The following is a 23,252-nucleotide window of genomic DNA, read 5'->3' as shown; positions in this document are numbered from 1 at the left end:
GGAAATAATGTTCCATTATTGATGTTTTTCTGTAGGACTTAAAATAGTTACCTACTACTTTATCCTATTAGCTATATCAGCACTTCGTTTACCTTAAAGGCTTATTGCTTTATTTTTCAAAAATGCCTCTGCCTTGATCATATCATCATGCAACAAACGGTCTGTATCATAAAAACGAACCTCGCTTCTAAAATCAGCATAAGTTTTCTCTACCAGCACAGAAGAACTGTCGGGCTTTCTGAAATCTAATGCCTGTGCGGCACACATCAGTTCTACGGCCAATACCCTACGCACATTATCAATAACTCTTTTCAATTTTGTCGCGGCATTGGCACCCATACTCACATGGTCTTCCTGTCCGTTGCTACTCACAATACTATCTACAGAAGCAGGCGTACAGTATTGTTTACTTTGACTTACTATCGCTGCAGCCGAATACTGTGCAATCATAAATCCGCTATTCAATCCCGGATCTTGTGCCAGAAATGCCGGCAAGCCTCTTTGTCCGCTGATCAGTAAATAGGTTCTGCGCTCAGAAATGCTGGCCAGTTCCGCCATGGCAATCGCCATAAAATCCAGGTTCAATGCCAAAGGCTGCCCATGGAAGTTACCCCCGCTAATGATCAGGTCTTCTTCTTCAAATACAATCGGATTATCCGTAACCGAATTAATCTCTGTCTCAAAAACGGTATAAATATGTGCTATAGTATCTTTGGTTGCGCCATGCACCTGTGGTACACAACGGAAGGAATACGGATCCTGTACCTGTGTTTTTATTTTTTGCTGCATAGGACTTCCCTCCAGGATCTTACGGATATTGGCCGCTGTACTGATCTGGCCGGAATGAGGCCTTACCCTATGTACCGGATGCGCAAAAGGCTCTACCTTTCCGTCAAAAGCATCCAGCGACATGGCCGCGATCATATCAGCCCAGTCTTGCAGTTTCAAACTTTCGAGCATGCTGTGTACTGCATAACTACTCATGAATTGTGTCCCGTTCAATAAAGCCAGTCCTTCCTTCGCTTTTAAGGTCAACGGCGTAAGGCCTAATTCGTTCAAAACCTCGATCGCCTGTTGCTTCTGGCCTTTGTACCAAACCAAACCTTGCCCGATTAAAGTCAGGCTGAGATGTGCCAAAGGAGCTAAATCGCCCGAAGCACCCAAAGAACCCTGTTCGTATACTACAGGCAGAATATCATGATTATAAAAGAAAACTAAACGTTGTATCGTTTCTTCATGAATACCGCTGAAGCCCTGACCCAGGCCCATGATCTTGAGCAGCAACATAATTTTTACAATTTCCTGCGGCACCTCATCACCGAAGCCGGTGGCATGAGAACATACCAGGTTTTGTTGCAACTGACCCAGCTGATCATCTTCAATACGCACATTGCATAAGCTTCCGAAACCGGTATTGATCCCATAATAAGTCTGCCCGCTCGCAATCTTTTTTTCCAGAAAAGCCCTGTTGGCCCTTACTTTCTGTAATGTTTCTTCAGATAAGCTGATCTGTGTCGTTAAATATTGAGGTATCTCCTTTATGATTAAATGTTGGGGTAATGTTGTCATTATTATTGTTCGATTTGCCCGCAAAGATAATTGAAAAAAGAAATAGTTACAGGATCGCCATCGCAGCGGTAGCCATACTCAAAGTAGTGCCCTCAACCTGTAGGATACAATTTCCGCAAGAAGCAATCGTTGCACCTGTGGTAAAGACATCATCAACCAAAAGAATATGCTTTCCTTTTAGTTGCGGTGCTTTGTGTACCTCAAAAGCACCGGTTACATTCACAAGCCGTGCTGCTCTGCTTTTATGGATCTGCGAGTCTGTATTAATCTTTCGGACAACCGCTTTTTGCAATAAAGGAATATGGCTATAGGCACTAATCCCCTCCGCAATGCACTGTGCCTGGTTATAGCCGCGCCGATATTCTTTTTTGGGATGCAAGGGCACCGGGACGATTGCTTCTATGGATTGAAACCATTCTGTTTCTGCATAGCGTGCTGCAATAAGCGTACCCAGATAATGCCCTATATCGGGCCGGTTTTTATATTTTAACTGATGCATCATGACCTGCACCATCCCTTCTTCTATAAAATATAATAAAGGAGCCGCATTCAGGTGGTGTATTTTCCCATAAAGCCTGATATCCGTTTCATTATCGGCGATCTGTTCCAATCCGGTAAAAGGAAGCCTGTGGGCACAGGCCAGACACAATACTTGTGAAGTACCCGGAATCAGGGTATCACAGACCACACAATACTGTGGATAGAGTAAATCCAGTAAGGGATTAAGGAAATATTTCCGAAATGAGCGCATCTTTGTACACTTTGCTTACACTAAAGGTACGGTATCCGGATTATTTCTCAAATAATCCAGCTTTGCCTCAAACATAACCGCCATCTTACCAGCCCGGCTCTTTGCTTCTTCTGCAACCGCTCCTTCAAAATGCTTATCAATGGTCGCATGGAACAAACGTAGCCAAAGCTCGAAATGTTCTTTATAAATGGGTAATTTGATATGGTGTAAAAAAGGACTGCCACTATAAGTATGTTCATGCAGTAAGATCGTTTGCCAAAATCGATACATCTTTTCCAGATGGGGTGTCCAGTTGCCCTGTAGTTTGGCTTCAAATATCGGGCCAATCACGCCATCTCTTCCTACTGCAGCATAAAATTCATCTACAAACAATTGTACATCTGCTATCGAAGCAATATCATTTTTCATCTCCAGAAATTTTGCCCCTAAAGGTACCTAATTATCAGGCGCGTAGCATAGGCAAGTGATAAAAATGCGCATTTCAGACACAAATCACCACTTCATGGATCAAACGAACCAAAAACCGCTCATTTTATCCACATTTTTATCCACATTCTGTTTTTCCACATTTTATTTAAAATTGTTAATTAACTGAATATCAACAATATACAATCATTCAAATTGTGGATAAATGAGAAACAACTCCATAGTGGTAAATTGTGGGAATTTGTGTTATTTTGTAGCATCATTCACAAATCACCCCTAATGGCCTCAGTTTACGGCGAATATAAGGTTTCTATGGACGCAAAAGGACGACTGCTCGTTCCTGCCGACTTCCGCAAGCAATTGCCGGAAACGGACGTACATACTTATGTGGTAAAGCGTGGACTAGATAATTGCCTGACCTTGTATATATTGAGTGAATGGGAGAAATTAAGTCAGCAATTAGACGAAATGAGTGCCTTCAATCCTAAAGTACAAAAATTCAAACGTTTGTTTCTGGATGGCATTAACCTGGTAGAAGTAGATAGTGCCGGAAGAATACTGATCCCCAAGCCCCTGCAGGAATTTGCAGGACTGAATAAGGAGATCGTGTTTTGGGCACAGGGTAATAAAGTAGAGATCTGGGACAAAGCCCGTAAAGAACAATATATAGCAGATCAGCAATCAGAAGAAGAAGATTTAGCAAACGAACTATTTAATTAAACATCATGGAGCAGGCCTATCATCATATTTCCGTATTGCTCCAGGAGAGTATAGACGCCTTGGACATTAAGCCCAATGGCGTGTATGTCGACTGTACTTTTGGCGGTGGCGGGCACAGCAGGGCCATTTTGGAACGGCTGGGCAAGCATGGCCGGCTTATCGCCTTTGACCATGATAAAGATGCCTGGAAAAATGAGATTGATGATAAGCGTTTTCTACTGGTAAAAGAAAATTTCCAGTACATGAAACGCTTTTTACGCCTGCACAATGTTCCTAAAGTAGATGGTATTCTGGCCGATTTGGGCGTTAGTTCTTTTCATTTTGACACTGCCGAAAGGGGATTTTCCATTCGCTTCGATGCACCTCTGGATATGCGCATGGATGATCGATTGGATTTTACCGCCACCGACATTATCAAAGGATATAGCGAAGCGAAGCTGCACAAATTATTTGAGGAATTTGGTGAGGTGCGTAATGCAAAAACATTGGCCAAAACCATTGTGGATAGCAGAAAGAATGGTACCGTGCAAACGATAGAGGGCTTTAAGAATGCCATCGCTCCCTGTATTAAAGGGAATCCAAACCGCTATCTGGCACAGGTTTTCCAAGCCTTGAGAATAGAAGTGAACAATGAAATCGGGGTATTAAGCCAGTTTTTGGAACAAAGTAAAGATTGCCTGAAACCGAATGGACGACTGGCCATCATCACCTTCCACTCTCTGGAAGACCGGTTGGTCAAGAAAATGATGAAGAACGGCACTTTGAGCGAAATAACAACAGATGCCTTTGGCCGAAAAACATTTGAAAATCCTTTTAAAGCGATGAAAGATGTATTGCCTTCTGAAGCAGAATTAAACGTAAATAACAGATCCAGAAGCGCACGCTTACGCATTGCGGAGTATATAGGAAATTAAGCTCATGACGGAGGAAAAAGCTAAAAATAAAATTAATATCATCAAAGAGCGCTTTGATAACATCTCTTACAGAGGGGTGGTACTCAATGTGCCCTATCTTATATTTTTAGCGCTTTTGGCCGTGATGTATATTTCTAACAGCAACAAAGGCTTGTCTTTGTCGCGGGAGATCGAAAAAAGAAAGAAGGAATTAAAAGAAGTACGGTGGCGGTATAAGGATGCTCAGGCAAGCCTGATCTATTACACCTCCGAAAGACAGATCAGTGAACAGGCCGAGGCGATCGGGGTTTCCCCCTTATCAAAACCGGCATTTGAAATAAAAGAAACACCAAAAAAGTAAAGCGTAGAGCATTGGCACAGCAAAGAAAATCCAGCGTAAAAAAGGACATCAGCAGACGGGTAAACCTGTCTTTTGGTGCTATTGTACTATTGGGTGCCGCGATTATTACCAAAGCAGGGCTAACACAGATCAACGAAGGAGAACGCTTAAGGGCACAGGCCAATAAGTCTTTTTCAGACAATGAAACTTTATACCCTGACCGCGGTAACATTTATACGGAAGAAGGAAAGATTTTATCGGCAACCATTCCCAAGTTTGACTTGAAGATGGACCTCTCGGTAATTAATAACGATACTTTTTACAGCAATGTAGATACGCTTTGTGAAGCATTGGCTAAGATCCTGAAGGAGGAAACAGCCAGCTCCTTAAAGCAGAGAATGAGAGAGGGCTACAGAAGAAAAAATAAATACTGGACCCTAAAGAATGGTGTAGCTTATTACGATTATCAGCAAATCCGCTCGCTACCGCTGTTAAGGAAGCCGAAGAATAAAGGCGGCTTTATGCCAGAAGCGCAGATGAAGCGGGTGAATCCATACGGCATGCTAGCCTATCGTACCATTGGTTTATGGCGCGAGAACGCACAGATCATCGGTCTGGAAAAAACGTACGATACTGCTCTTGCCGGCCGTGCCGGTACCCGCGTTATCCACAAAGTAGGCGGACAATGGGTACCTCTGGTAGGTTCCGAGATTGAAGCGGTAGAAGGACAAGATATTGTATCGACCATTGATATTGATATACAGGAAGTAACAGAGCAATCGTTACACGATATCATGGCGCAGTATGAGTGCCTGCAAGGTACTGCTATCGTTATGGAAGTGGCTACAGGTAAGATCAGGGCCATTGCCAACCTGGGCAGACAAAAAGACGGACAGTACTGGGAAGATTTTAACTATGCTATGCTACCCTCTGAACCGGGTTCTGTTTTTAAGTTAATGTCTTTATACGCCCTGCTGGAAGATGATTATGTGACCGCCGGTTCTTTGGTCAATTGCATGGGCGGCCAGGCCAGATTCGGTACACAAACAGTAAGAGACGATCATGGCGGACTAGGTTCAATCACAGTAGAGAAAGCCTTTGCACAGTCTTCCAATGTCGCTTTTGCAACCCTGGTGAATAAGTATTACAAGGACAATCCGATGAAATACATCAAGCATTTGCAATTTCTCGGATTAGATAAGAAAACACAAATAGACCTGGCAGGCGAACGCACGCCGGTGATTAAAACAACAAAAAGCAAGAGCTGGAATACGGTAACCTCTTTGCCCTGGATTGCTTATGGTTATGAAAGTATGATTACACCTCTGCATACCTGTATGGTGTACAATGCGGTAGCCAATAACGGCAAGATGATGCAACCTTACTTAGTGAGTGCCATCAAGCAGGATGGCCGCGTGGTGAGACAAATAGAGCCGAAAGTACTGATTGAAAAAATAGGTAAAGAATCAACTATAAAACAATTGCAACAGGTAACCCGTGCCGTGGTAAGAGAAGGTACCGCCAAAGCGGCACAATCGCCTTTCTATACTGCAGCAGGCAAAACGGGTACGGCACAGGTGGCCGATAAGATCGGGGATGTATTTTACAGTTATGCCGATGGGGTAAAACAAGGTTCTTTCGTAGGATATTTTCCTGCCGACAAACCTAAATATACCATAGCGGTGGTAGTACGGTCAAAACCACATGGTGTTTATTATGGCGCGGCACTGGGTGTTCCGGTGTTCAAAGCTATTGCAGACAAATTATATACCACTAAGATCGGTGGCTGGAAAGTAGATACGGATTCTTTAGGTAAAGACAAGCTATTAGTAGCCAAGGCGGCACCTTCGCAACAATTGTTCTATCTCCTGAAAATACTGGGCTATGGCCCTTATCAAGAAAACAGTAATGCGATGCTGGCCTCTTTACAGAACGATGCACAAAACCGGCTGAAGATCGCAGCCAAAGAAGTAAAATCAGACATTGTGCCTGATGTGATCGGAATGGGTGTAAAAGAAGCGCTGTATCTATTAGAAAATGCAGGATTGAAAGTACATATCAGTGGCGCGGGAAGCGTAAACAGCCAGTCGATACCGGCAGGCAATGCTTTTAAGAAAGGACAAACTATATCAATACAATTAAGTTAAGGTGAAACGGTTAAAAGAACTCATACAAGAGGTATCGGTTATTTCGATACAAGGGCATACCGACATTGCGGTCAATGAACTGATCATTGATTCCCGCAAGGCAAAGCCGGGCGCCCTCTTCTTTGCACAGAAAGGCACGCTTACCGACGGGCATCAATATATCCCTGCGGTAATCGAAGCCGGTGCGGTTGCGATTGTTTGCAGCCAGTTACCGGATAGCCTTTCACCTGAAGTAACGTATATACAGGTAGCTGATGTTTCGGCGGTGGTCGGTATTATGGCAGCAGCCTTTTACGATCATCCAACCAAAAAGCTGAAGGTAATCGGTGTGACCGGAACCAATGGCAAAACAACGGTAGCCACTTTATTATACAAATTATTCAACGAGTTGGGCGAGACCTCCGGGCTGGTCTCGACTGTAGAAAATAAAATAGGGGCGGTAGTTGCACCTGCTACGCATACGACACCAGATGCGATCAGTCTACAGGCTTTATTCCGCCAAATGGCTGATCAGGGCTGTAGCTATGCCTTTATGGAAGTAAGTTCTCATGCCATACACCAGCACCGTATTGGCGGCACGCATTTCCAGGGCGGTATTTTTACGAATATCACGCATGATCATTTAGATTATCACAAGACGTTTGACGAATATATCAGGGTAAAAAAACAATTCTTTGACCATTTACCTAAAACCGCATTTGCCCTTACCAATATTGATGATAAACGCGGTATGGTAATGTTGCAAAATACAAAAGCCTTAAAAAAGGCATACGGTTTAAGAATCCCATGTGATGTTAAAGGCCGGGTATTTGAAAATAACCTGACGGGGCTGATCATGAGTGTAGACGGACAGGATGTTCACTTCAGAATGTCGGGATTGTTCAATGCCTACAATCTGTTAGCGGTATATGGCGCAGCGATCTTGTGTGGAAAGGATAAAATTGACGTATTAACGGCTTTAAGCAATATGCAGGGGGCAGCGGGGCGTTTTGAGACCTATCATTCTGCTAAAGAAAACATTCTGGGTATTGTGGATTATGCCCACACCCCGGATGCCTTACAAAATGTATTGTCGACGATCAAACAGTTCGGGCAACAGGCGAATATTATTACGGTAATCGGATGTGGCGGTGATCGGGATACCACGAAAAGATCGGAGATGGCGAAAGTAGCCTGTGATTTGAGTTATAAAGCGATCCTGACCTCAGACAATCCGCGCAGCGAAGACCCTGAAGCGATCCTGGACGATATGGAAGCGGGATTAACACCCGGACAAATGCGCAAAGCCTTACGCATCAGCGACCGTAAGGCAGCGATAAAAACAGCCGTAAGCATGGCACAGGAACACGATGTTATTTTAATTGCGGGTAAAGGGCACGAAACCTATCAGGAAATAAAAGGCGTACGCCAGCATTTCGACGATAAAGAAGTGTTATTAGAAATGTTCAACTTATTAGACAAATAATATCAGGAAATGCTTTACGACTTATTTATATACCTTAGAAAAGTATTCGGAATGAGCGGCGCAGGCGTCTTTCAGTTCATTACCTTTCGTGCTTCTATGGCCATCATCTTATCATTAGTCATTACGATGATCTATGGTAAGAAAGTGATCAAATATTTGCAGAAAAAACAAATTGGAGAGACGATCAGAGAGCTGGGCTTAGAAGGACAAACGTCAAAGAAAGGTACGCCTACTATGGGTGGTATCATCATCATCGCGGGTATCCTGATCCCGACCCTGCTTTTCGCACGCATCACGAATGTATATATCCTGATGATGCTGATCAGTACCATTTGGCTGGGCATTATCGGCTTCCTGGACGATTATATAAAAGTATTTAAGAAGAATAAAGAAGGCTTAAAAGGTAAATTCAAAGTGGTCGGCCAGATCGGACTGGGGGTGATTATAGGCTCTATGATGTACTTCAACAGCCACGTCGTTACGACCCGTGAAGTGGTAGACGGAAAACCTACGGTATATAACAGTGCAGAAAAAATTATTGGAGAGCCAACCTTCAGAAAGGAAAACGATGGCCGTATAAGGAAGTATGTAAAAGTACAATCGGCTGTAACCAGCGTACCATTTAATAAAAATCATGAAATCAGTTTCGCCAAGATGGCTTCTGTTTTCGGAGAGAAGAATGTAGACTGGGTAACGCCGATCATTTATATCCTCTTCGTGATCTTTATCATTACTGCGGTGAGTAACGGAGCCAATATGACCGACGGTCTGGATGGTTTGGCCACAGGGGTCTCTGCTATTATCGGTGTATGTGTGGGTATCTTCGCTTATCTCTCCGGAAACTATGTGTTTGCCGAGTACCTGAACATTATGCATATCCCGAACTTGGGAGAATTATCCATATTCATGGCGGCATTCGTAGGTGCTTGTATCGGTTTTTTATGGTACAATACGTATCCGGCACAGGTTTTCATGGGCGATACCGGAAGCCTGGCGCTTGGCGGCATTATCGCCTGTATGGCGATTATCATCCGGAAAGAATTACTGATTCCTATTTTCTGTGGCATTTTCCTGGTAGAAAATTTATCCGTATTGCTGCAAACAGGATACTTTAAATATCAAAAAAGAAAGAATGGTGTTGAATATGCCCGGGAACATCGTTTGTTCAAAATGGCACCCTTACACCACCATTACCAGAAACTAGGCTACCATGAAACAAAGATCGTAACCCGCTTTTGGATCATCGGGCTTATACTGGCTGTATTGAGTATTGTTTCTATGAAATTACAATAAAGAGCAAATGGAAAGAATCGTTGTATTAGGTGCAGGAGAAAGTGGCAATGGAGCCGCAATATTGGCAAAGAAGGAAGGATTTGATGTTTTTGTCTCTGATTTCGGCGCGATAAAAGAACAGTATAAAGCAGAACTCAAAGCACATGATATTGCCTTTGAAGAGCAAGGACACAGCAAAGAACAGATTTTAAATGCCGATCTGATCATCAAAAGTCCGGGCATACCGGAAAAAGCAGGTATTATAAAAGAGATCAGAGCCAAAGGAATAGAATTGATCAGTGAAATAGAATGGGCCTATCGCTATAAAGGAGACAGTAAGATCATTGCCATAACGGGTAGTAACGGGAAAAGTACCACAACCAGCTTAATCTATCATATCCTGAAACAAAACGGAATGCATGTCGCTCTGGTCGGGAATATCGGATACAGCTTTGCCAAACAAATTGCAGAAGCACCTGCAGAATGGTATGTGGCCGAGATCAGCAGTTTCCAGCTGGACGATATCAAAACGTTTCGACCGGACATTGCCCTGATATTGAATATCACACCCGATCACTTGGATCGATACGAATATAGTTTTGACAAATACGCCGCAGCGAAATTTAAGATTGCCGACAACCAGACCAACGAAGACCTTATTATACTGAACCAGGAAGACGAAGCAACACAACAATATTTAGAACAACATACTATTAACCCACGAACAATATATATCACAATGAGCGATCAGCTACATAATAATCAAGACGGAGCATATATGAACAATGACGAAATGCACATAAAATGGGATGGTGATGATATGAAAACAACTGTGCATGATCTGGCATTAAAAGGCAAACACAATCAATTCAATTCTATGGCAGCAGGCATTTCTGCAAGAGCGGCAGGTATTCGTAAAGAGAAGATCAGAGATTGTTTTGAAACCTTCGACGGTTTAGAGCACCGCTTGGAATATGTAGCGACCGTACGTGGCGTAGATTTTATCAACGATAGTAAAGGAACCAATCTGAATTCTGTATGGTTTGCGCTGGAAAGCATGAACAAACCGGTGGTACTGATCTTAGGTGGACAAGATAAAGGCAATAACTATAACGAGATCATGGAACTGGTGCAGGAGAAAGTAAAAGCAATCGTATGTATGGGTATCGACAATAGTCCTATTCATAAAGCGTTTGATGGTGTCGTATCACAGATTGTGGATACCGCCAGTGCAAAAGATGCTGTAAACGCCTGTTATGCCCTGGCCGATAAAGGAGATGTGGTATTACTATCCCCAGGCTGTGCGAGCTTCGATTTATTTAAAAACTACGAAGACAGAGGAACACAATTTAAAGAGGCAGTAAAAAGCTTGTAAAAAGACAAAAGAGAAGGCATGAAAAAATTGTTGCAAAATATAAAAGGAGACAAAGTAATTTGGTCAGTGGTAGTGATTCTATCATTGTTCAGTCTGCTTTTGATATACAGTACCACAGACAGGTTGGCACTGGAGCACAATTCTACGCCATTCCGTTTCTTAATCTCACAGATTTTTTATTTGATCCTGGGTTTAGGTACGGTATATATTTTCCATAAAATAAAATATACCCGGTTTATGAAGTGGTCGGTGTACTTGTTTTTAGCCAGTATACCCCTGCTCTTATACACCTTATTTTTCGGTACCGAGTTGAATAGCGGGTCTCGTTGGATCAGTATCCCCTTTGTGGGCGTTACCATACAGACCTCAGACTTAGCCAAACTGGCCATTTTTACCTTTTTGGCCCGTCAGCTGAGTTTAAAACAAAAAGTAATCGGCGATTTCTGGAAAGGATTCTTTCCGGTATTGTTCCCGGTCTTGGTGATCTGTGGGCTTATTGCTCCGGCAAACCTTTCTACAGCACTGCTTTTAGGGGCTACCTGTTGCTTTATGTTCTTTATCGGTCGCATACCTATGAAACATATTCTGTTGCTGATTGTGGCCGGTATCGGTTTAGTACTATGCATTTTTGCAATATCAAAACTAACCGGTAAGGGACGTGGCGGTACCTGGCAAAAACGGATCGAAGTGTTTATGGGTAAAAACGCCGATGCAGATGATACCTATCAGACCGACCAGGCGAATATTGCTATTGCCAATGGGAAGATATTAGGAAGAGGCCCGGGAAACAGTTATGCAAAAAACTTTTTACCACACCCCTATTCCGATTTTGTATTTGCCATTGTGATTGAGGAGTACGGCCTTTTTGGTGCAAGTGTAGTGATGTTCTGTTATTTGCTTTTCTTATGGCGCAGCATTAATATTTTCAGGCGATGCCCTTATGCATTCGGGGCCTTCCTATCAATCGGGCTCAGTTTTACCCTGGTCTTCCAGGCGATGATTAATATGGCAGTGGCGGTGCATTTAGTGCCGGTTACAGGGCAGACCTTACCCTTTATCAGTAAAGGGGGATCGTCTATCGTGTTTACCGCGATTGCGGTTGGCGTTATCTTGAGTGTGAGCCGGTATGTAGATGAAATGGAAGGAAAACAACAACTGGTGAAACAAATAGAAAAAGAAGAACAGGAAAAAGCGGCACTGGCAGCTGCACAAAACAATTCATAAATGATGAAGGCAATTATCGCAGGCGGAGGAACAGGCGGGCATATATTTCCGGCAGTAGCAATAGCTAATGCTTTGCAGCGCATGGATGCCGGTACAGAAGTATTGTTTGTAGGTGCTTTGGGGAAGATGGAAATGGAGAAGGTGCCTCAGGCCGGATATAAGATCATCGGATTAGATATTGCAGGCTTGAACAGAAGTAACTGGCTAAAGAATTTGTCTTTACCCTTTAAGCTTTGGAAAAGCCGTAAAAAAGCAAAAGAGATTATCGCCACGTTCAAACCGGATATCGTGATTGGTGTAGGTGGCTATGCCAGCTTTCCTATGCTGAATGCCGCACAGTCGCTCGGCATTCCGACTTTGATACAGGAACAAAACTCTTTTGCAGGAAAGAGTAATAAAATATTAGGCAAACAGGCAAAAGCCATCTGTGTTGCTTATGACGAGATGCAGGTGTTTTTCCCTGCTGAACGCATCATAAAAACGGGTAATCCGGTGAGAGCCGTCATTGCCCAATCAACCATAAGCAGAAGCGAGGGAATCGGTTTTTTCGGTTTACGGGAAGATAAGAAAACGCTCCTGATCGTGGGCGGAAGCCTGGGAGCTAAAGCCATTAATGAAGCGATTGCCGCCAACCTGGAACTATTAACCAGCGCAGGGTTGCAGATCATATGGCAAACGGGGGAACCCTTCTATGCCGAAGCCGTAAAAGCAGCAGCCGACTATCCACAGGTGAAGGTACATGCCTTTATCCGCCAAATGGAGCAGGCCTATGCAGCAGCCGACATCGTGATCTCACGTGCAGGTGCACTGGCTATTGCAGAACTCTGTATAGTGGCAAAACCGGTCATTTTTGTTCCTTATCCCTTTGCGGCGGAGGATCATCAGACCAGCAATGCCCTATCGCTGACGCGTAAAGATGCGGCAATCATGATTAAAAATGACGAAGCACAGCTGCAGCTGGCCGGCAGCCTGTTACAGTTGTTGAAGAATGAAGAACAACAGCAACAGATGCACCGTAACCTCAAGCAGGAAGCAATTGCTAATGCAGATGAACGCATCGCACAAATAATAACCGATATAGTGAACCTAAAAAACTAAGATCATGAATATAGAGGCGATAAAGAAAGTATATTTTGTTGGGATTGGCGGTATTGGCATGAGTGCTCTTGCCCGCTTCTTCAAACAACGTGGTGTAGACGTGAATGGTTATGATAAAACAGAAACGGACCTGACCCGTACACTGGTACAGGAAGAGATCGGTGTGACATATACGGATGCAGAAAGTGAGATGAAGAAGGATGTAGACGTTGTGATTTATACACCGGCTATCCCTCAGGATAATGTTATTTTAAATGCCTATCGCCGCGATAATGTTCCCGTCTTCAAACGCTCTGATGCGTTGCAGTGGATTACTGAAGCGATGTATTCCATTACTGTAGCCGGTACGCATGGCAAAACAACCGTGAGTACCATGATCGGCCATATTTTGAGAGAAAGTGGTTATGGGTGTAATGCCTTTCTTGGTGGCATTTCTGTAAATTATAATACCAATTACTGGAGTTCAGATAATAAGGTAGCGGTGATTGAGGCGGATGAATATGATAGAAGTTTTCTGAAACTAAAACCGGACGTAGCGGTACTAACCGCTATGGATGCCGACCACCTGGATATTTATGGCACTGCAGAGGCCGTCCAGGAAGCCTATATACAATACACGGAAAATATAAAACCCGATGGTATCCTGATTAAAAAACACGGATTAAAAAACGGGAATTTATTAAAAGGAGCGCATAAGAAAAGCTATAGTTTACAAAATACGGGTGCAGATGCCTATGCCGATAATATTCAAATCAAAAATGGTGGCTATATTTTCGACGTGAAAGGAAAAGGCATTTTCATCACAGGCATACACCTGGACATAGGGGGTATGCACAATGTAGAAAATTGTATTGCGGCCATTACGGTAGCCAAGCAATTGGAAATTGAAGATGACGACATCAAAGCTGCAGTCGCCAATTTTAAAGGCGTAAAACGCCGCTTTGAATATATTGTGAAGAATGAAAAGGTGGTGTACATAGACGACTATGCGCATCATCCGGAAGAATTAGCCGCACTGATCAAAAGTGCAAAGACTTTATTCTCGAAACGCAGGATCGTCATCGCCTTCCAACCGCATTTGTACAGCCGTACCCGTGATTTCGCAGCAGAATTTGCGCATGCCCTGGATATGGCAGATGAGGTGATCCTGTTAGACATTTATCCGGCAAGAGAATTACCGATTGAGGGAGTAGATGCACAAATGATCAAAAACAAAATGGGCAATCCGAATGTAACGATCTTGTCTAAAGAAGGTTTATTATCTTATGTAACGAATGCACCCTTAGACTTATTTATTACTGCCGGTGCGGGTGATATAGACAAACTGGTCGCGCCAATCGGGGAAATATTAGCAGCAAAATAGTAGAACCGTATTTGAATTCAATATAATGTCAGCAGGTAAAAAAATATCATACAGAAAAGTCAAACGATTCATAGCAGCGACGCTATTGTTAGGGGCTTTTTCGTTCATATTATTTGCTGCTACGAAAAAGCAATCCGAAGGCAAAATCCTGGGTGTCAAAGTCACCTTGAAGAACCAGGGTGAAGAAGAGAATTTCTTATTGGCTAAAGATGTGGAGCAGTTATTTGTGACCAATAATCATATTGATATCCTGAATAAAAGTATTGCGACACTGGATCTCAACAATATTGAAAAACTTGCGGAGACAAACCCATGGGTAAAAAAAGCCGAAGTATATGTAGACAATAATAATAAACTAAACATTGAGGTGACCCAACGCTTACCCGTAGCGCGCGTATTCACCGCACAAGGGCAGAGTTTTTATATGGACACGGCAGGTTTTGAAATGCCTTTAAGTGAGCGCTATGCCTACCCGGTAGCAGTGTTTACCAATGTGATCAAACCGGTTAATGATAGTCTTTATAATGATTTGAAAAGAAAAATGGTGTACCTGAGTTACATCCTGAAGGCTGATACCTTTTGGAATGATCAGGTTACGCAGGTGGAAGTGTCGAATGACGGACGGTTTAATTTTTATACGACCATCGGAAAACAAAAAATTCTGTTCGGAGACACAACCAATGCGCATAGTAAGCTGAATAATTTATATTCCTTTTACCGGGAGGTTTCCAATAAGATCGGATGGAATAAGTACCAGACTTTGGATGTACGTTTTAAAGACCAGGTAGTAGCGAGCCCCTCTATCGGATGGACACCACCTAAAGATACCAACATCGTGGTGTTGCAAAAACAGGCCGCTGCGACTATAGCAGTTCAAGAGGACAATGAAACCCCGGCAGCCGCTAAGCCTGCTGTAGTTACTGCAAAAACAGCAGCACCAAAAGAAGTAAACAAGAAGAAGCCAGAAGCACCGGTAACGGTAAAAAAACCTGAGCCTAAGCCAAAAGCAAGCACAAAAAAAGAAGACCCGAAGCCGGTAAAAAAGGCTGCAGATGCGCAACCGAAATACCAGTACACGAACGGGAAAAATAAAACAACAACTAAAAAATAAGTATAGCATAATTTTTAAAATCTTTGTGATATGAATAAGAATGACAACCCCATAATTGTAGGCCTGGACATTGGTACCACCAAGGTTGTAGCCATCGCCGGAAGAAAAAACGAATTTGGGAAAATCGAAATCATCGGGTTTGGAAGAGCCGAGTCTAATGGTGTGAGCCATGGCGTCGTGCTGAATCTGGATCAGTGTATCACATCGATTAAGAAAGCCATCGACAACCTGCATGAAAACAATCCTAACCTGGATATACACAATGTATATGTAGGCATTGCAGGGCAACATATTAAGAGCATTCCTTCCCGTGGCGACAGGGTAAGGACCTCTTCGGAGCAGATCATTACCAAGGAAGAGATCGAAATGCTGATGAGTGATCAGCGCAAGACGCATATTCCTGCCGGTGATGAGATTATCGACATTATTCCCACAGAGTTCTCTGTAGATAATATTAATAATGTATCTGAGCGCTCTGTAGTGGGTATGAATGGAACTAAATTCGGTGCCAATTTCCATATCATTACCGGTGATAAAACGGCGATCAAAAATATACAGCGTTGTGTAGACAGCGCGGGTTTATCGACCAGAGACCTGGTCTTGCAACCTTTGGCCTCTGCTTCTGCAGTATTGGCCGATGATGACCTGGAAGCGGGTGTAGCGATCGTGGATATCGGTGGTGGCACAACGGATATGGCTGTATTTGTAGATGGCATTTTACAACATACTGCTGTTATTCCATTTGCAGGAACTAATATTACTAATGATATCAAGAATGGCCTGGGTGTTTTAAAAGCACAGGCAGAACAACTGAAAGTACAATTCGGTACGGCCATTGCAGATGAAGCGAACAGCAATCAGTATATCGCCATTCCTGGTCTTAAAGGCTTGCCGGCAAGAAACCTTTCGACCAAAACCTTGTCTAACATTATTCAGGCAAGAATGGAAGAGATTCTGGAATATGTAGTGTATCACCTGAAACAACATGACCTGGATAAGAAACTGCATGGCGGTATTATCCTGACCGGTGGTGGCAGCAGCCTGAAGCATTTAAAACAATTGACGGAATTCAAGACCGGCTTAAATACCCGTATTGGTTTCCCTACGGAGCATTTATCGGGCGGCTATGATGAAGTGCTGAACAATCCGATGTACTCAACCTGTATCGGTTTGATCCTGAAAGGCTATCTGGATCTGGAGAAAAATAATATGACCACGCATGTGATCAAACCAAATGAAGTGGCTAAGGTGAATACGCCTGAACCGGCAAGACCAACATTGAACAATACAGAATCTGTTGCTCCTCCAAAAGTAAGCCCAACGACTGCAGCTCCTGAAGCGGCTGATATGGCTTTTGAAGATGACTTTATTGAAGAGCCGAAAGCAACAAAGGAAAACCCGGGCGTAAAAGTATCGCAAAGGGTGGCCTCTATCTTTGGTACCTTAAAAAACAGTATCAAAGAATTGTTCAGCGAAAATGAAGATCAGCAATTAAATTAAACATATATAAACACAGAACTTTATTTAATTAACCCATAATTAAAAAAATCTATTATGATACATTTTGAAATTCCAAAAAATCAATCATCCATCATCAAAGTAATTGGTGTAGGTGGCGGTGGCGGAAATGCGGTAAACTCCATGTATAATCTTGGAATAGAAGGCGTAGATTTTATAGTTTGTAATACCGATTCACAAGCTTTAGCACAAAGTCCGATTCCTAACAAAATCCAATTAGGACCACACTTAACCCAGGGTTTGGGTGCGGGTGCCAATCCGGAGATAGGAAAACAAGCAGGAGAAGAATCCATTGACGAAATATCAAAAATACTGAGTGTAAATACCCGTATGGCCTTTATCACGGCCGGTATGGGCGGTGGTACGGGTACCGGTGGTGCTCCGGTTATTGCCAAAACCTGCAGAGACTTAGGTATTCTTACGGTTGGTATCGTAACCACACCTTTTACATATGAGGGCCGCAAGCGTTTAAACCAGGCGCAAAACGGGATTGCTTCGATGAGAGAGCATGTTGATACGATCCTGATCATCTCGAATGATAAATTGCGTCAGCAATTTGGTAACCTTCCGTTTACTCAGGCCTTTGCCAAAGCTGATAATATCTTAGCTACTGCGGCAAAATGTATCACGGATCTGATTACCGTAGATGGCCGCGTAAACCTGGATTTTAATGATGTGCAAACGGTGATGAAAAGTGGTGGTGTCGCGATCTTAGGTAGTGCTGTCGCCAATGGTGAAAGCCGCGCCTATACTGCGGTTACCGAAGCGTTAAACTCTCCGTTATTGAACGATGATGATATCTCCGGTGCTAAATGGATTTTGTTGAACGTAACCTCTTCTCAGGGAGAAAACGAACACACTTTAGATGAACTGGACATCATCCAGGGCTATGTACAAGACCAGGCAGGCAATAACTGTGATATCATTTTAGGTATGGGCCATGACCCAAGCCTGGGCGACAATATTGCGGTAACCATTATTGCTACCGGTTTTCAACAAAATGAAATTAAAGATAACCTAGCGGCCATTGCCAAAGCAAAACAACCTGCAGCCGAACCAGAAAAAGTAATTGTGTCTTTACAACAGGAGACAACACCTCTGGCACCTGCCACTCCGGAGCCAGCTCCGGTAGCGGCTACACCTGCTCCGGTTGTAGATCCTATGGCTCCGCGTCTGATTCAGGAAATGGTACAGCCACAACCTGCTCCGGCACCCGCAGCGGCAGCGGCACCTGTAACTCATACGTTTGAGTTGGAATTGCCTAAAACAGCAGAAGAGCCAAGAGACTTTATCGCCAGTGCTCCTCAGCAAGTGGTGACGCTGGAAGCAGCACCTATGCCTGTTATGCCCGCTCCGGCACCACAAGCGCCACAGCAAGCTTCTAATACAGCAGCCGATAATAATGTGAAAGTAGGAGAACGCTACTTAACACCGGATGAGATCGAAGAACGCAATCGTTTTGAAGAACAAAAAAGAATCCTGGAAGAACGTGCAGAACGCCTGAGAAGAATGAGCTTTAATTTTCATGGCAACAATGCAGATGAAATTGAGAACGTACCTGCTTATATGCGTCGTAATACCAATACAGAAGAAACCATTGACGAATCGTCTAAGCCGTTTTTATCTTCATACAATGTGAATGAGGAAGGCAGAGGAAATATCAGTACAATCAATACCTTCCTGGATGGTAATAAACCGGACTAAGGAACAAATATTTTAAATGAAAGAAATAGGAGCTCAAATGTGCTCCTATTTCTATGGGTGCTTATTCCTTGCTATTTATACCCGATTTGTAAAGATGAAGCACCGATTAAAACCAATTACCACCCATTGCTACACAGACTTTTCGTAAACAAACAAAGCATTAAGGGTTGCTTTATGCGTTGGTTATATAATTAACCCGAGTAATATTTTGTACGCAAGTGTAGTTGGAATAAGGATCCCATTAGCGCAAACCAATTCAGCCGTATCTTTTTTATAAGCCTTAATGTAATTCTTATTGACAATGTAAGATTTGTGAACCCTGACAAACTGGCTATGGTACTTGAAAAAAGCTTCATATAATTTTAGGTTCTTCGATTTAACATGTTTCTCGCCATTATTTAAATATAACACTGTATAAGCGCCTTTTGCCTCCAGATACACAATGGTATCCACTTGAACGAAATCTGTCCTGCGCATGTCTGATAAGGGAATTATCCCGGGCAATGGACGGGTGTTCGGCAAGACATCCGAGATCAACTTGGACATGCTATTAATATTTGTACTCTTTTTTCGTTCTATCCGGCGTATACTTTCTATTAGTTGCTCATAATTTACAGGTTTTAGTAAATAGTTCACTGCAGCGTATTCGAAAGCCTTCAAGGCAAAGTCTTCATAGGCTGTAATAAAGACCACATCAAAAGCTTGTTGGCCAAGCATATTTAATAAATCGAAGCCAGTGCGCTTTCCGAGGTTTATATCAAGAAAAAGCACATCAGGTTTGACCTCGCCGATCATCAGCATTGCTTCTTCAATATTCCCTGTTGCGCCGACAATCCGAACTTGCGGGCAAAACTCCTGTAAAAGTTCCTGAATGGCTTCACGCGACGGTTGTTCGTCATCTACAATAAGCGCAATAATATTCATATACCTATATTTAGGGGTAAGTGTAAAACAGCCGACACCCCCGTCAAGGGAGGCATATTATTCGATATACTAAAGCCGCCTGTATTTGTCTTCTTTTTCAAAAGTGTTATTCGCTCCTCAATAATTTTAAGTGCATGGTTATCGACTAATTCAAAATTGTCTGGCAGTCCTTTTCCATTATCGGTAACAGTGAGACACAGCGTATGTCCCCATTGCATAATGCTGATCGTTATCATACCATCATTATGCGCTTTATCTATTCCGTGTTCTATAGCATTTTCCAGCAGGGGTTGTATCAGCAGCGTAGGTATTATGTGCTCAGAAGGTACAATGTTGGCCGCAACATTGATCCTGTAGGAAAAACTATTACTAAACCTTTTTTGCTGCACATTGAGATAATGTTTTACAAAATCCAATTCAGCCTGGAGCGATGCATACCGATCTCTCATACCGGTCAAAATACCACGCATAAGCGCCGAAAAGCTGTCTAGATAAATCAAGCCTTCCATTTTACTTCCTTTCAGAAAATAGCGCTGTAGCGGTATTAATAGATTAAAAATGAAATGAGATTTCAATTGCCCCTGTAGGCTTCTAGCTTCCAGATCGTATATATAGAGTTGCTGTTGCAGTTTCTTCCGCTTTTGGACAGACTGATCGTTAGTTATTTTAATGGCGCAATAAAACACGATGCTAGCACCCAGAAGGATGAGCATCGGGATAAACCAAAGTTGCTGGTACCAAAGCGGCTTTATGATTATGGTAAAGGATACAACTTGCCTGGCCCTTTGCAGATCATCAAAATCAATATGAAATTCAATTCTGTACTTACCGGGGCCAACCGGCTGGAAGTTCATCTGCGTATTTTCGCTGACGCCGGTGCGGCGGTACATTTCTTTTTCGTCTTTTATTACCCTGTACATAATCATTTTTGTATCATCCCGATAATCCATTATATCCAATTCAAACGAAGCGGAAAAATGTTTATCGTAGGCACATTCAAATACAGTATTCCCCGGAGAAAATCCATACAGAGAGGAAAGAATATGGACAATCGGCGCCAACCGATCAGGAATAGAGGAAAGACTTGTTTTTGGTAAACAAAATATTCCTTTAGTGCCCGCCACTGTTATGTATTTTTCATCAACCTGAAAATCGTTCACTCTAAATGGGATAACATATTTTTTGCATGCAATCACCTTAACAGGTTTTAATTTCTTCTTGTCGATAATTACAATTTCTTCCTGATTGTTTCTCAGGTAAAAATATAAGCCATCCTGTTTGATGTCGTAAGTTGCACCCGTCGCCATTCTTTTCAGGAATGACTTATCCATTACCTTTTTTCCTTTATCGTGTACACGCCTGTGTTTGTACAAAACACAATCAGACTATCAAATGTGTGTATACTGTAGAATTGATCATCGGATAGATAAGGCAAAGCTATGCCATTGACAGATCCACCCCTTACCGTGCCGATAAACATTTTCGCTTCGGATAAGGGGAGAATACATGTATTTTTATTTTCGCTTAAGGCATAGGCCGGATTATATCTGTGCATCTTCGCTAAACGATCAATAGTAAGCACCCCGTTGCCACCGGCATAATAGAAAATATCATGAAGCAACGCACCATTTTTATAACCTCTTGCGATGCCCCGCTCTGCAGGTAATAAAGGCTCAACCGACGCAGGTATAAAGCGAGTACTACCGGGTAAATGTGCCCGGAATGCCTCCAACCTTGTGAGCAGGATCCAGTTGTGGGCCATTTTTTCGGCCGATAGCAGCCTTGGCAAATGCTCACTAACCGGCAATAAAAATCGCTTGTGTTTGCCGCCCGAAATAAAATCGGCACATGCATTATAGCCAATTACAGTACCATGACCCGCGTATTGCTTCAACATAGAGACCTCATCACTATAAAGCCCACTGGTCGCTTTATTATAATGCAAGGTTCCTGCTTCCGAAAAAGGAAAAAAGAAAATACCGTTATAATAAGAACTTACCCAAAGGTTATTCAAATAGTCCTTGCGGAGATCGGTGATCTGCTCGTTCGGAAGGATATTCTCAATTACCTGCTGGCTTTTGGGTACACTAAAAAAGCCGTTGATCTTGGTCAGGCCTAAATGCTTAATCCCCGCCAGGTATAAATCAGTGCCCAGGCGCACTGCAGCTTGGATGTATTCATGTATATGATAATCATTTCCGTCAAATATCAATTTAGCATGCGCATTCCCCCCGGCGATGCCGAAAATTTTATTGCCGATGATTAGGTAATCATTATTTACGTAAATCCCGGTATTACTATTTTTTAAAATAGTATCCATTTCCGATTTCACCTTTTGAGGCAAATGATAATGTGTCGCTATTTGCGTGGCAAGATCAGATGAAAAATAACTTATGCGATTATCGAGCTCTATACAGACGCCATTTTTCATTGACTGGCGTCGCAATAAGAGATTTGTTCCCCATTGCATTGCCACAAGGAAGGGCTTGCCCGATAGCTTGAGTTTATCCAGCCCATACAAGCTGTCTGTATTGATAATTTGATGATTATTAAGGTTTAATCCTCTGGTATGACCAGTATAGGCAAATAACCACAGGATATTTGCATTTGTTTTATAAATAGATATTACATCTTCAAACCGGCCGGTAGCGACCAAAGTAAACTCTTTGCCGTTATAGCGCACCAGGCCCTTTTCTGTGGCCAGCCAGACATAACCATATGGATCCGGAATAATTTTATAGACCATATCGGCAGGGAGACTACTGTTAAAAGAATTATACTGTATATAAACAGGTTGCGGTTTCAAATGAAGTTGCGGATAGACAAGGACAACAGAACACAGCCCAAATAAAAGAGAAAAAAAAGACTTAAAATAGTTCTTCATGTATCTGTAACTATATAAAATGAAATAAATATTAATATTTTATATAAAGATATCATTTCATTAAAAAAAAATATCATTTCATTAAAAATACTCATTTAATTAGGAAATAACCTTAGACTTTTGTACGAACCAAAAACTATTTTTTATGAAATCTATTTTATTTTTCCTCTTTTTAGTCCTTAGCCATATTGCTTCAGCGCAGAGTAACATCTGCTTTCAGCGTGCTCACGGCGGATTCGCAGAGATTCTGATCCCGGTAAATCAATGGCATGATAGCAGCGTGATCGTCAAAGCTTTCGACACGATTGGCCAAAATGCAGGTGGCCCTGTCTCTTTCAATACGGCCAACCTGCCTAAGGTTACCAGTACAGGTGGGGTACAATATTACTATATCAAGACAGCGTCACCCTATAGCACTATCGACCTTATTTTTGAAGTAAGCAGCACTTTGGACGCGGCCGTTACCAA

The 23,252-nt window shown here is 42.6% G+C and carries 20 protein-coding genes; 14 read left to right on the top strand and 6 right to left on the bottom strand.

Annotated elements, in window-relative coordinates; translation table 11 throughout:
• Nucleotides 1-93: 93 nt before the first annotated feature.
• Genes hutH through DBR32_RS12825 form a run of 3 tightly spaced genes read right to left on the bottom strand, consistent with a single transcriptional unit; the run spans nucleotide 94 to nucleotide 2,728 of the window.
• Nucleotides 94-1,569 carry a histidine ammonia-lyase gene (hutH, locus tag DBR32_RS12835; RefSeq protein ID WP_124636735.1) on the bottom strand — a complete coding sequence of 492 codons (1,476 nt, stop codon included), beginning with the start codon at nucleotides 1,567-1,569 and terminating at the stop codon, nucleotides 94-96.
• Between the two features lie 46 nt (nucleotides 1,570-1,615).
• The gene (locus DBR32_RS12830) at nucleotides 1,616-2,320 is read right to left on the bottom strand and encodes a ComF family protein (RefSeq protein WP_124636734.1); all 705 of its coding nucleotides are present in this window, start codon (nucleotides 2,318-2,320) and stop codon (nucleotides 1,616-1,618) included.
• 15 nt (nucleotides 2,321-2,335) lie between these two features.
• Entirely contained in the window at nucleotides 2,336-2,728 is a 393-nt protein-coding gene (locus tag DBR32_RS12825) for a group III truncated hemoglobin (protein WP_124636733.1), read from the bottom strand.
• 297 nt (nucleotides 2,729-3,025) lie between these two features.
• Here DBR32_RS12825 and mraZ point away from each other — a divergent pair, with 297 nt between their 5' ends.
• Genes mraZ through ftsZ form a run of 13 tightly spaced genes read left to right on the top strand, consistent with a single transcriptional unit; the run spans nucleotide 3,026 to nucleotide 18,976 of the window.
• The gene (mraZ, locus tag DBR32_RS12820; RefSeq protein WP_124636732.1) at nucleotides 3,026-3,466 is read left to right on the top strand and encodes a division/cell wall cluster transcriptional repressor MraZ; all 441 of its coding nucleotides are present in this window, start codon (nucleotides 3,026-3,028) and stop codon (nucleotides 3,464-3,466) included.
• A 5-nt stretch (nucleotides 3,467-3,471) separates the two neighbouring features.
• A complete protein-coding gene (rsmH, locus tag DBR32_RS12815) occupies nucleotides 3,472-4,380 on the top strand; it encodes a 16S rRNA (cytosine(1402)-N(4))-methyltransferase RsmH (RefSeq protein WP_124636731.1) in 909 nt (302 codons plus the stop codon).
• Between the two features lie 4 nt (nucleotides 4,381-4,384).
• Nucleotides 4,385-4,720 (top strand): FtsL-like putative cell division protein, encoded by a 336-nt coding sequence (locus DBR32_RS12810; protein WP_124636730.1) that lies wholly within the window; start codon nucleotides 4,385-4,387, stop codon nucleotides 4,718-4,720.
• Nucleotides 4,721-4,731: 11 nt separating this feature from the next.
• A complete protein-coding gene (locus tag DBR32_RS12805; RefSeq protein WP_124636729.1) occupies nucleotides 4,732-6,846 on the top strand; it encodes a penicillin-binding protein in 2,115 nt (704 codons plus the stop codon).
• A 1-nt stretch (nucleotide 6,847) separates the two neighbouring features.
• Nucleotides 6,848-8,311: a UDP-N-acetylmuramoyl-L-alanyl-D-glutamate--2,6-diaminopimelate ligase gene (locus DBR32_RS12800; protein WP_124636728.1), complete on the top strand. Its 1,464-nt coding sequence runs from the start codon at nucleotides 6,848-6,850 to the stop codon at nucleotides 8,309-8,311.
• Nucleotides 8,312-8,320: 9 nt separating this feature from the next.
• Nucleotides 8,321-9,604: a phospho-N-acetylmuramoyl-pentapeptide-transferase gene (gene mraY, locus DBR32_RS12795; RefSeq protein WP_124636727.1), complete on the top strand. Its 1,284-nt coding sequence runs from the start codon at nucleotides 8,321-8,323 to the stop codon at nucleotides 9,602-9,604.
• A gap of 7 nt (nucleotides 9,605-9,611) precedes the next feature.
• The gene (gene murD, locus DBR32_RS12790) at nucleotides 9,612-10,958 is read left to right on the top strand and encodes a UDP-N-acetylmuramoyl-L-alanine--D-glutamate ligase (protein ID WP_124636726.1); all 1,347 of its coding nucleotides are present in this window, start codon (nucleotides 9,612-9,614) and stop codon (nucleotides 10,956-10,958) included.
• Between the two features lie 18 nt (nucleotides 10,959-10,976).
• Nucleotides 10,977-12,182 (top strand): FtsW/RodA/SpoVE family cell cycle protein, encoded by a 1,206-nt coding sequence (locus DBR32_RS12785; RefSeq protein ID WP_124636725.1) that lies wholly within the window; start codon nucleotides 10,977-10,979, stop codon nucleotides 12,180-12,182.
• On the top strand, nucleotides 12,183-13,280 hold the full coding sequence (gene murG, locus DBR32_RS12780; RefSeq protein WP_124636724.1) for an undecaprenyldiphospho-muramoylpentapeptide beta-N-acetylglucosaminyltransferase: 1,098 nt from the start codon (nucleotides 12,183-12,185) through the stop codon (nucleotides 13,278-13,280). It abuts the gene before it with no gap.
• Between the two features lie 4 nt (nucleotides 13,281-13,284).
• Nucleotides 13,285-14,643, top strand: coding sequence for a UDP-N-acetylmuramate--L-alanine ligase (gene murC, locus DBR32_RS12775; protein WP_124636723.1), 1,359 nt, complete (start codon nucleotides 13,285-13,287; stop codon nucleotides 14,641-14,643).
• Between the two features lie 25 nt (nucleotides 14,644-14,668).
• Nucleotides 14,669-15,754 (top strand): FtsQ-type POTRA domain-containing protein, encoded by a 1,086-nt coding sequence (locus DBR32_RS12770; protein ID WP_124636722.1) that lies wholly within the window; start codon nucleotides 14,669-14,671, stop codon nucleotides 15,752-15,754.
• Nucleotides 15,755-15,784: 30 nt separating this feature from the next.
• Nucleotides 15,785-17,254, top strand: coding sequence for a cell division protein FtsA (gene ftsA, locus DBR32_RS12765; protein ID WP_124636721.1), 1,470 nt, complete (start codon nucleotides 15,785-15,787; stop codon nucleotides 17,252-17,254).
• Nucleotides 17,255-17,308: 54 nt separating this feature from the next.
• The gene (gene ftsZ / locus DBR32_RS12760; protein ID WP_124636720.1) at nucleotides 17,309-18,976 is read left to right on the top strand and encodes a cell division protein FtsZ; all 1,668 of its coding nucleotides are present in this window, start codon (nucleotides 17,309-17,311) and stop codon (nucleotides 18,974-18,976) included.
• Between the two features lie 183 nt (nucleotides 18,977-19,159).
• On the opposite strand, the gene DBR32_RS12755 is transcribed toward ftsZ, so the two are convergent.
• From DBR32_RS12755 to DBR32_RS12745, 3 genes are read right to left on the bottom strand one after another with little or no spacing between them, the layout of a single operon-like run.
• Nucleotides 19,160-19,900 carry a LytTR family DNA-binding domain-containing protein gene (locus tag DBR32_RS12755; RefSeq protein ID WP_124636719.1) on the bottom strand — a complete coding sequence of 247 codons (741 nt, stop codon included), beginning with the start codon at nucleotides 19,898-19,900 and terminating at the stop codon, nucleotides 19,160-19,162.
• Nucleotides 19,897-21,231: a sensor histidine kinase gene (locus DBR32_RS12750; protein ID WP_124636718.1), complete on the bottom strand. Its 1,335-nt coding sequence runs from the start codon at nucleotides 21,229-21,231 to the stop codon at nucleotides 19,897-19,899. Before DBR32_RS12750 ends, DBR32_RS12755 begins: the two co-directional genes overlap by 4 nt.
• On the bottom strand, nucleotides 21,231-22,784 hold the full coding sequence (locus DBR32_RS12745) for a hypothetical protein (RefSeq protein ID WP_124636717.1): 1,554 nt from the start codon (nucleotides 22,782-22,784) through the stop codon (nucleotides 21,231-21,233). The genes DBR32_RS12750 and DBR32_RS12745 overlap by 1 nt, the downstream gene beginning before the upstream one ends.
• A 145-nt stretch (nucleotides 22,785-22,929) precedes the next feature.
• Here DBR32_RS12745 and DBR32_RS15585 point away from each other — a divergent pair.
• Nucleotides 22,930-23,252 (top strand): hypothetical protein (locus DBR32_RS15585; protein WP_158605992.1); only part of this gene is annotated, 323 nt, incomplete at its 3' end.

It is taken from the genome of Taibaiella sp. KBW10, assembly GCF_003852495.1.
Taxonomy (GTDB): Bacteria; Bacteroidota; Bacteroidia; order Chitinophagales; family Chitinophagaceae; genus Edaphocola.
The sequence above is the reverse complement of the archived record's forward strand: the minus strand, read 5'-3'. Positions and strand labels throughout refer to the sequence as shown.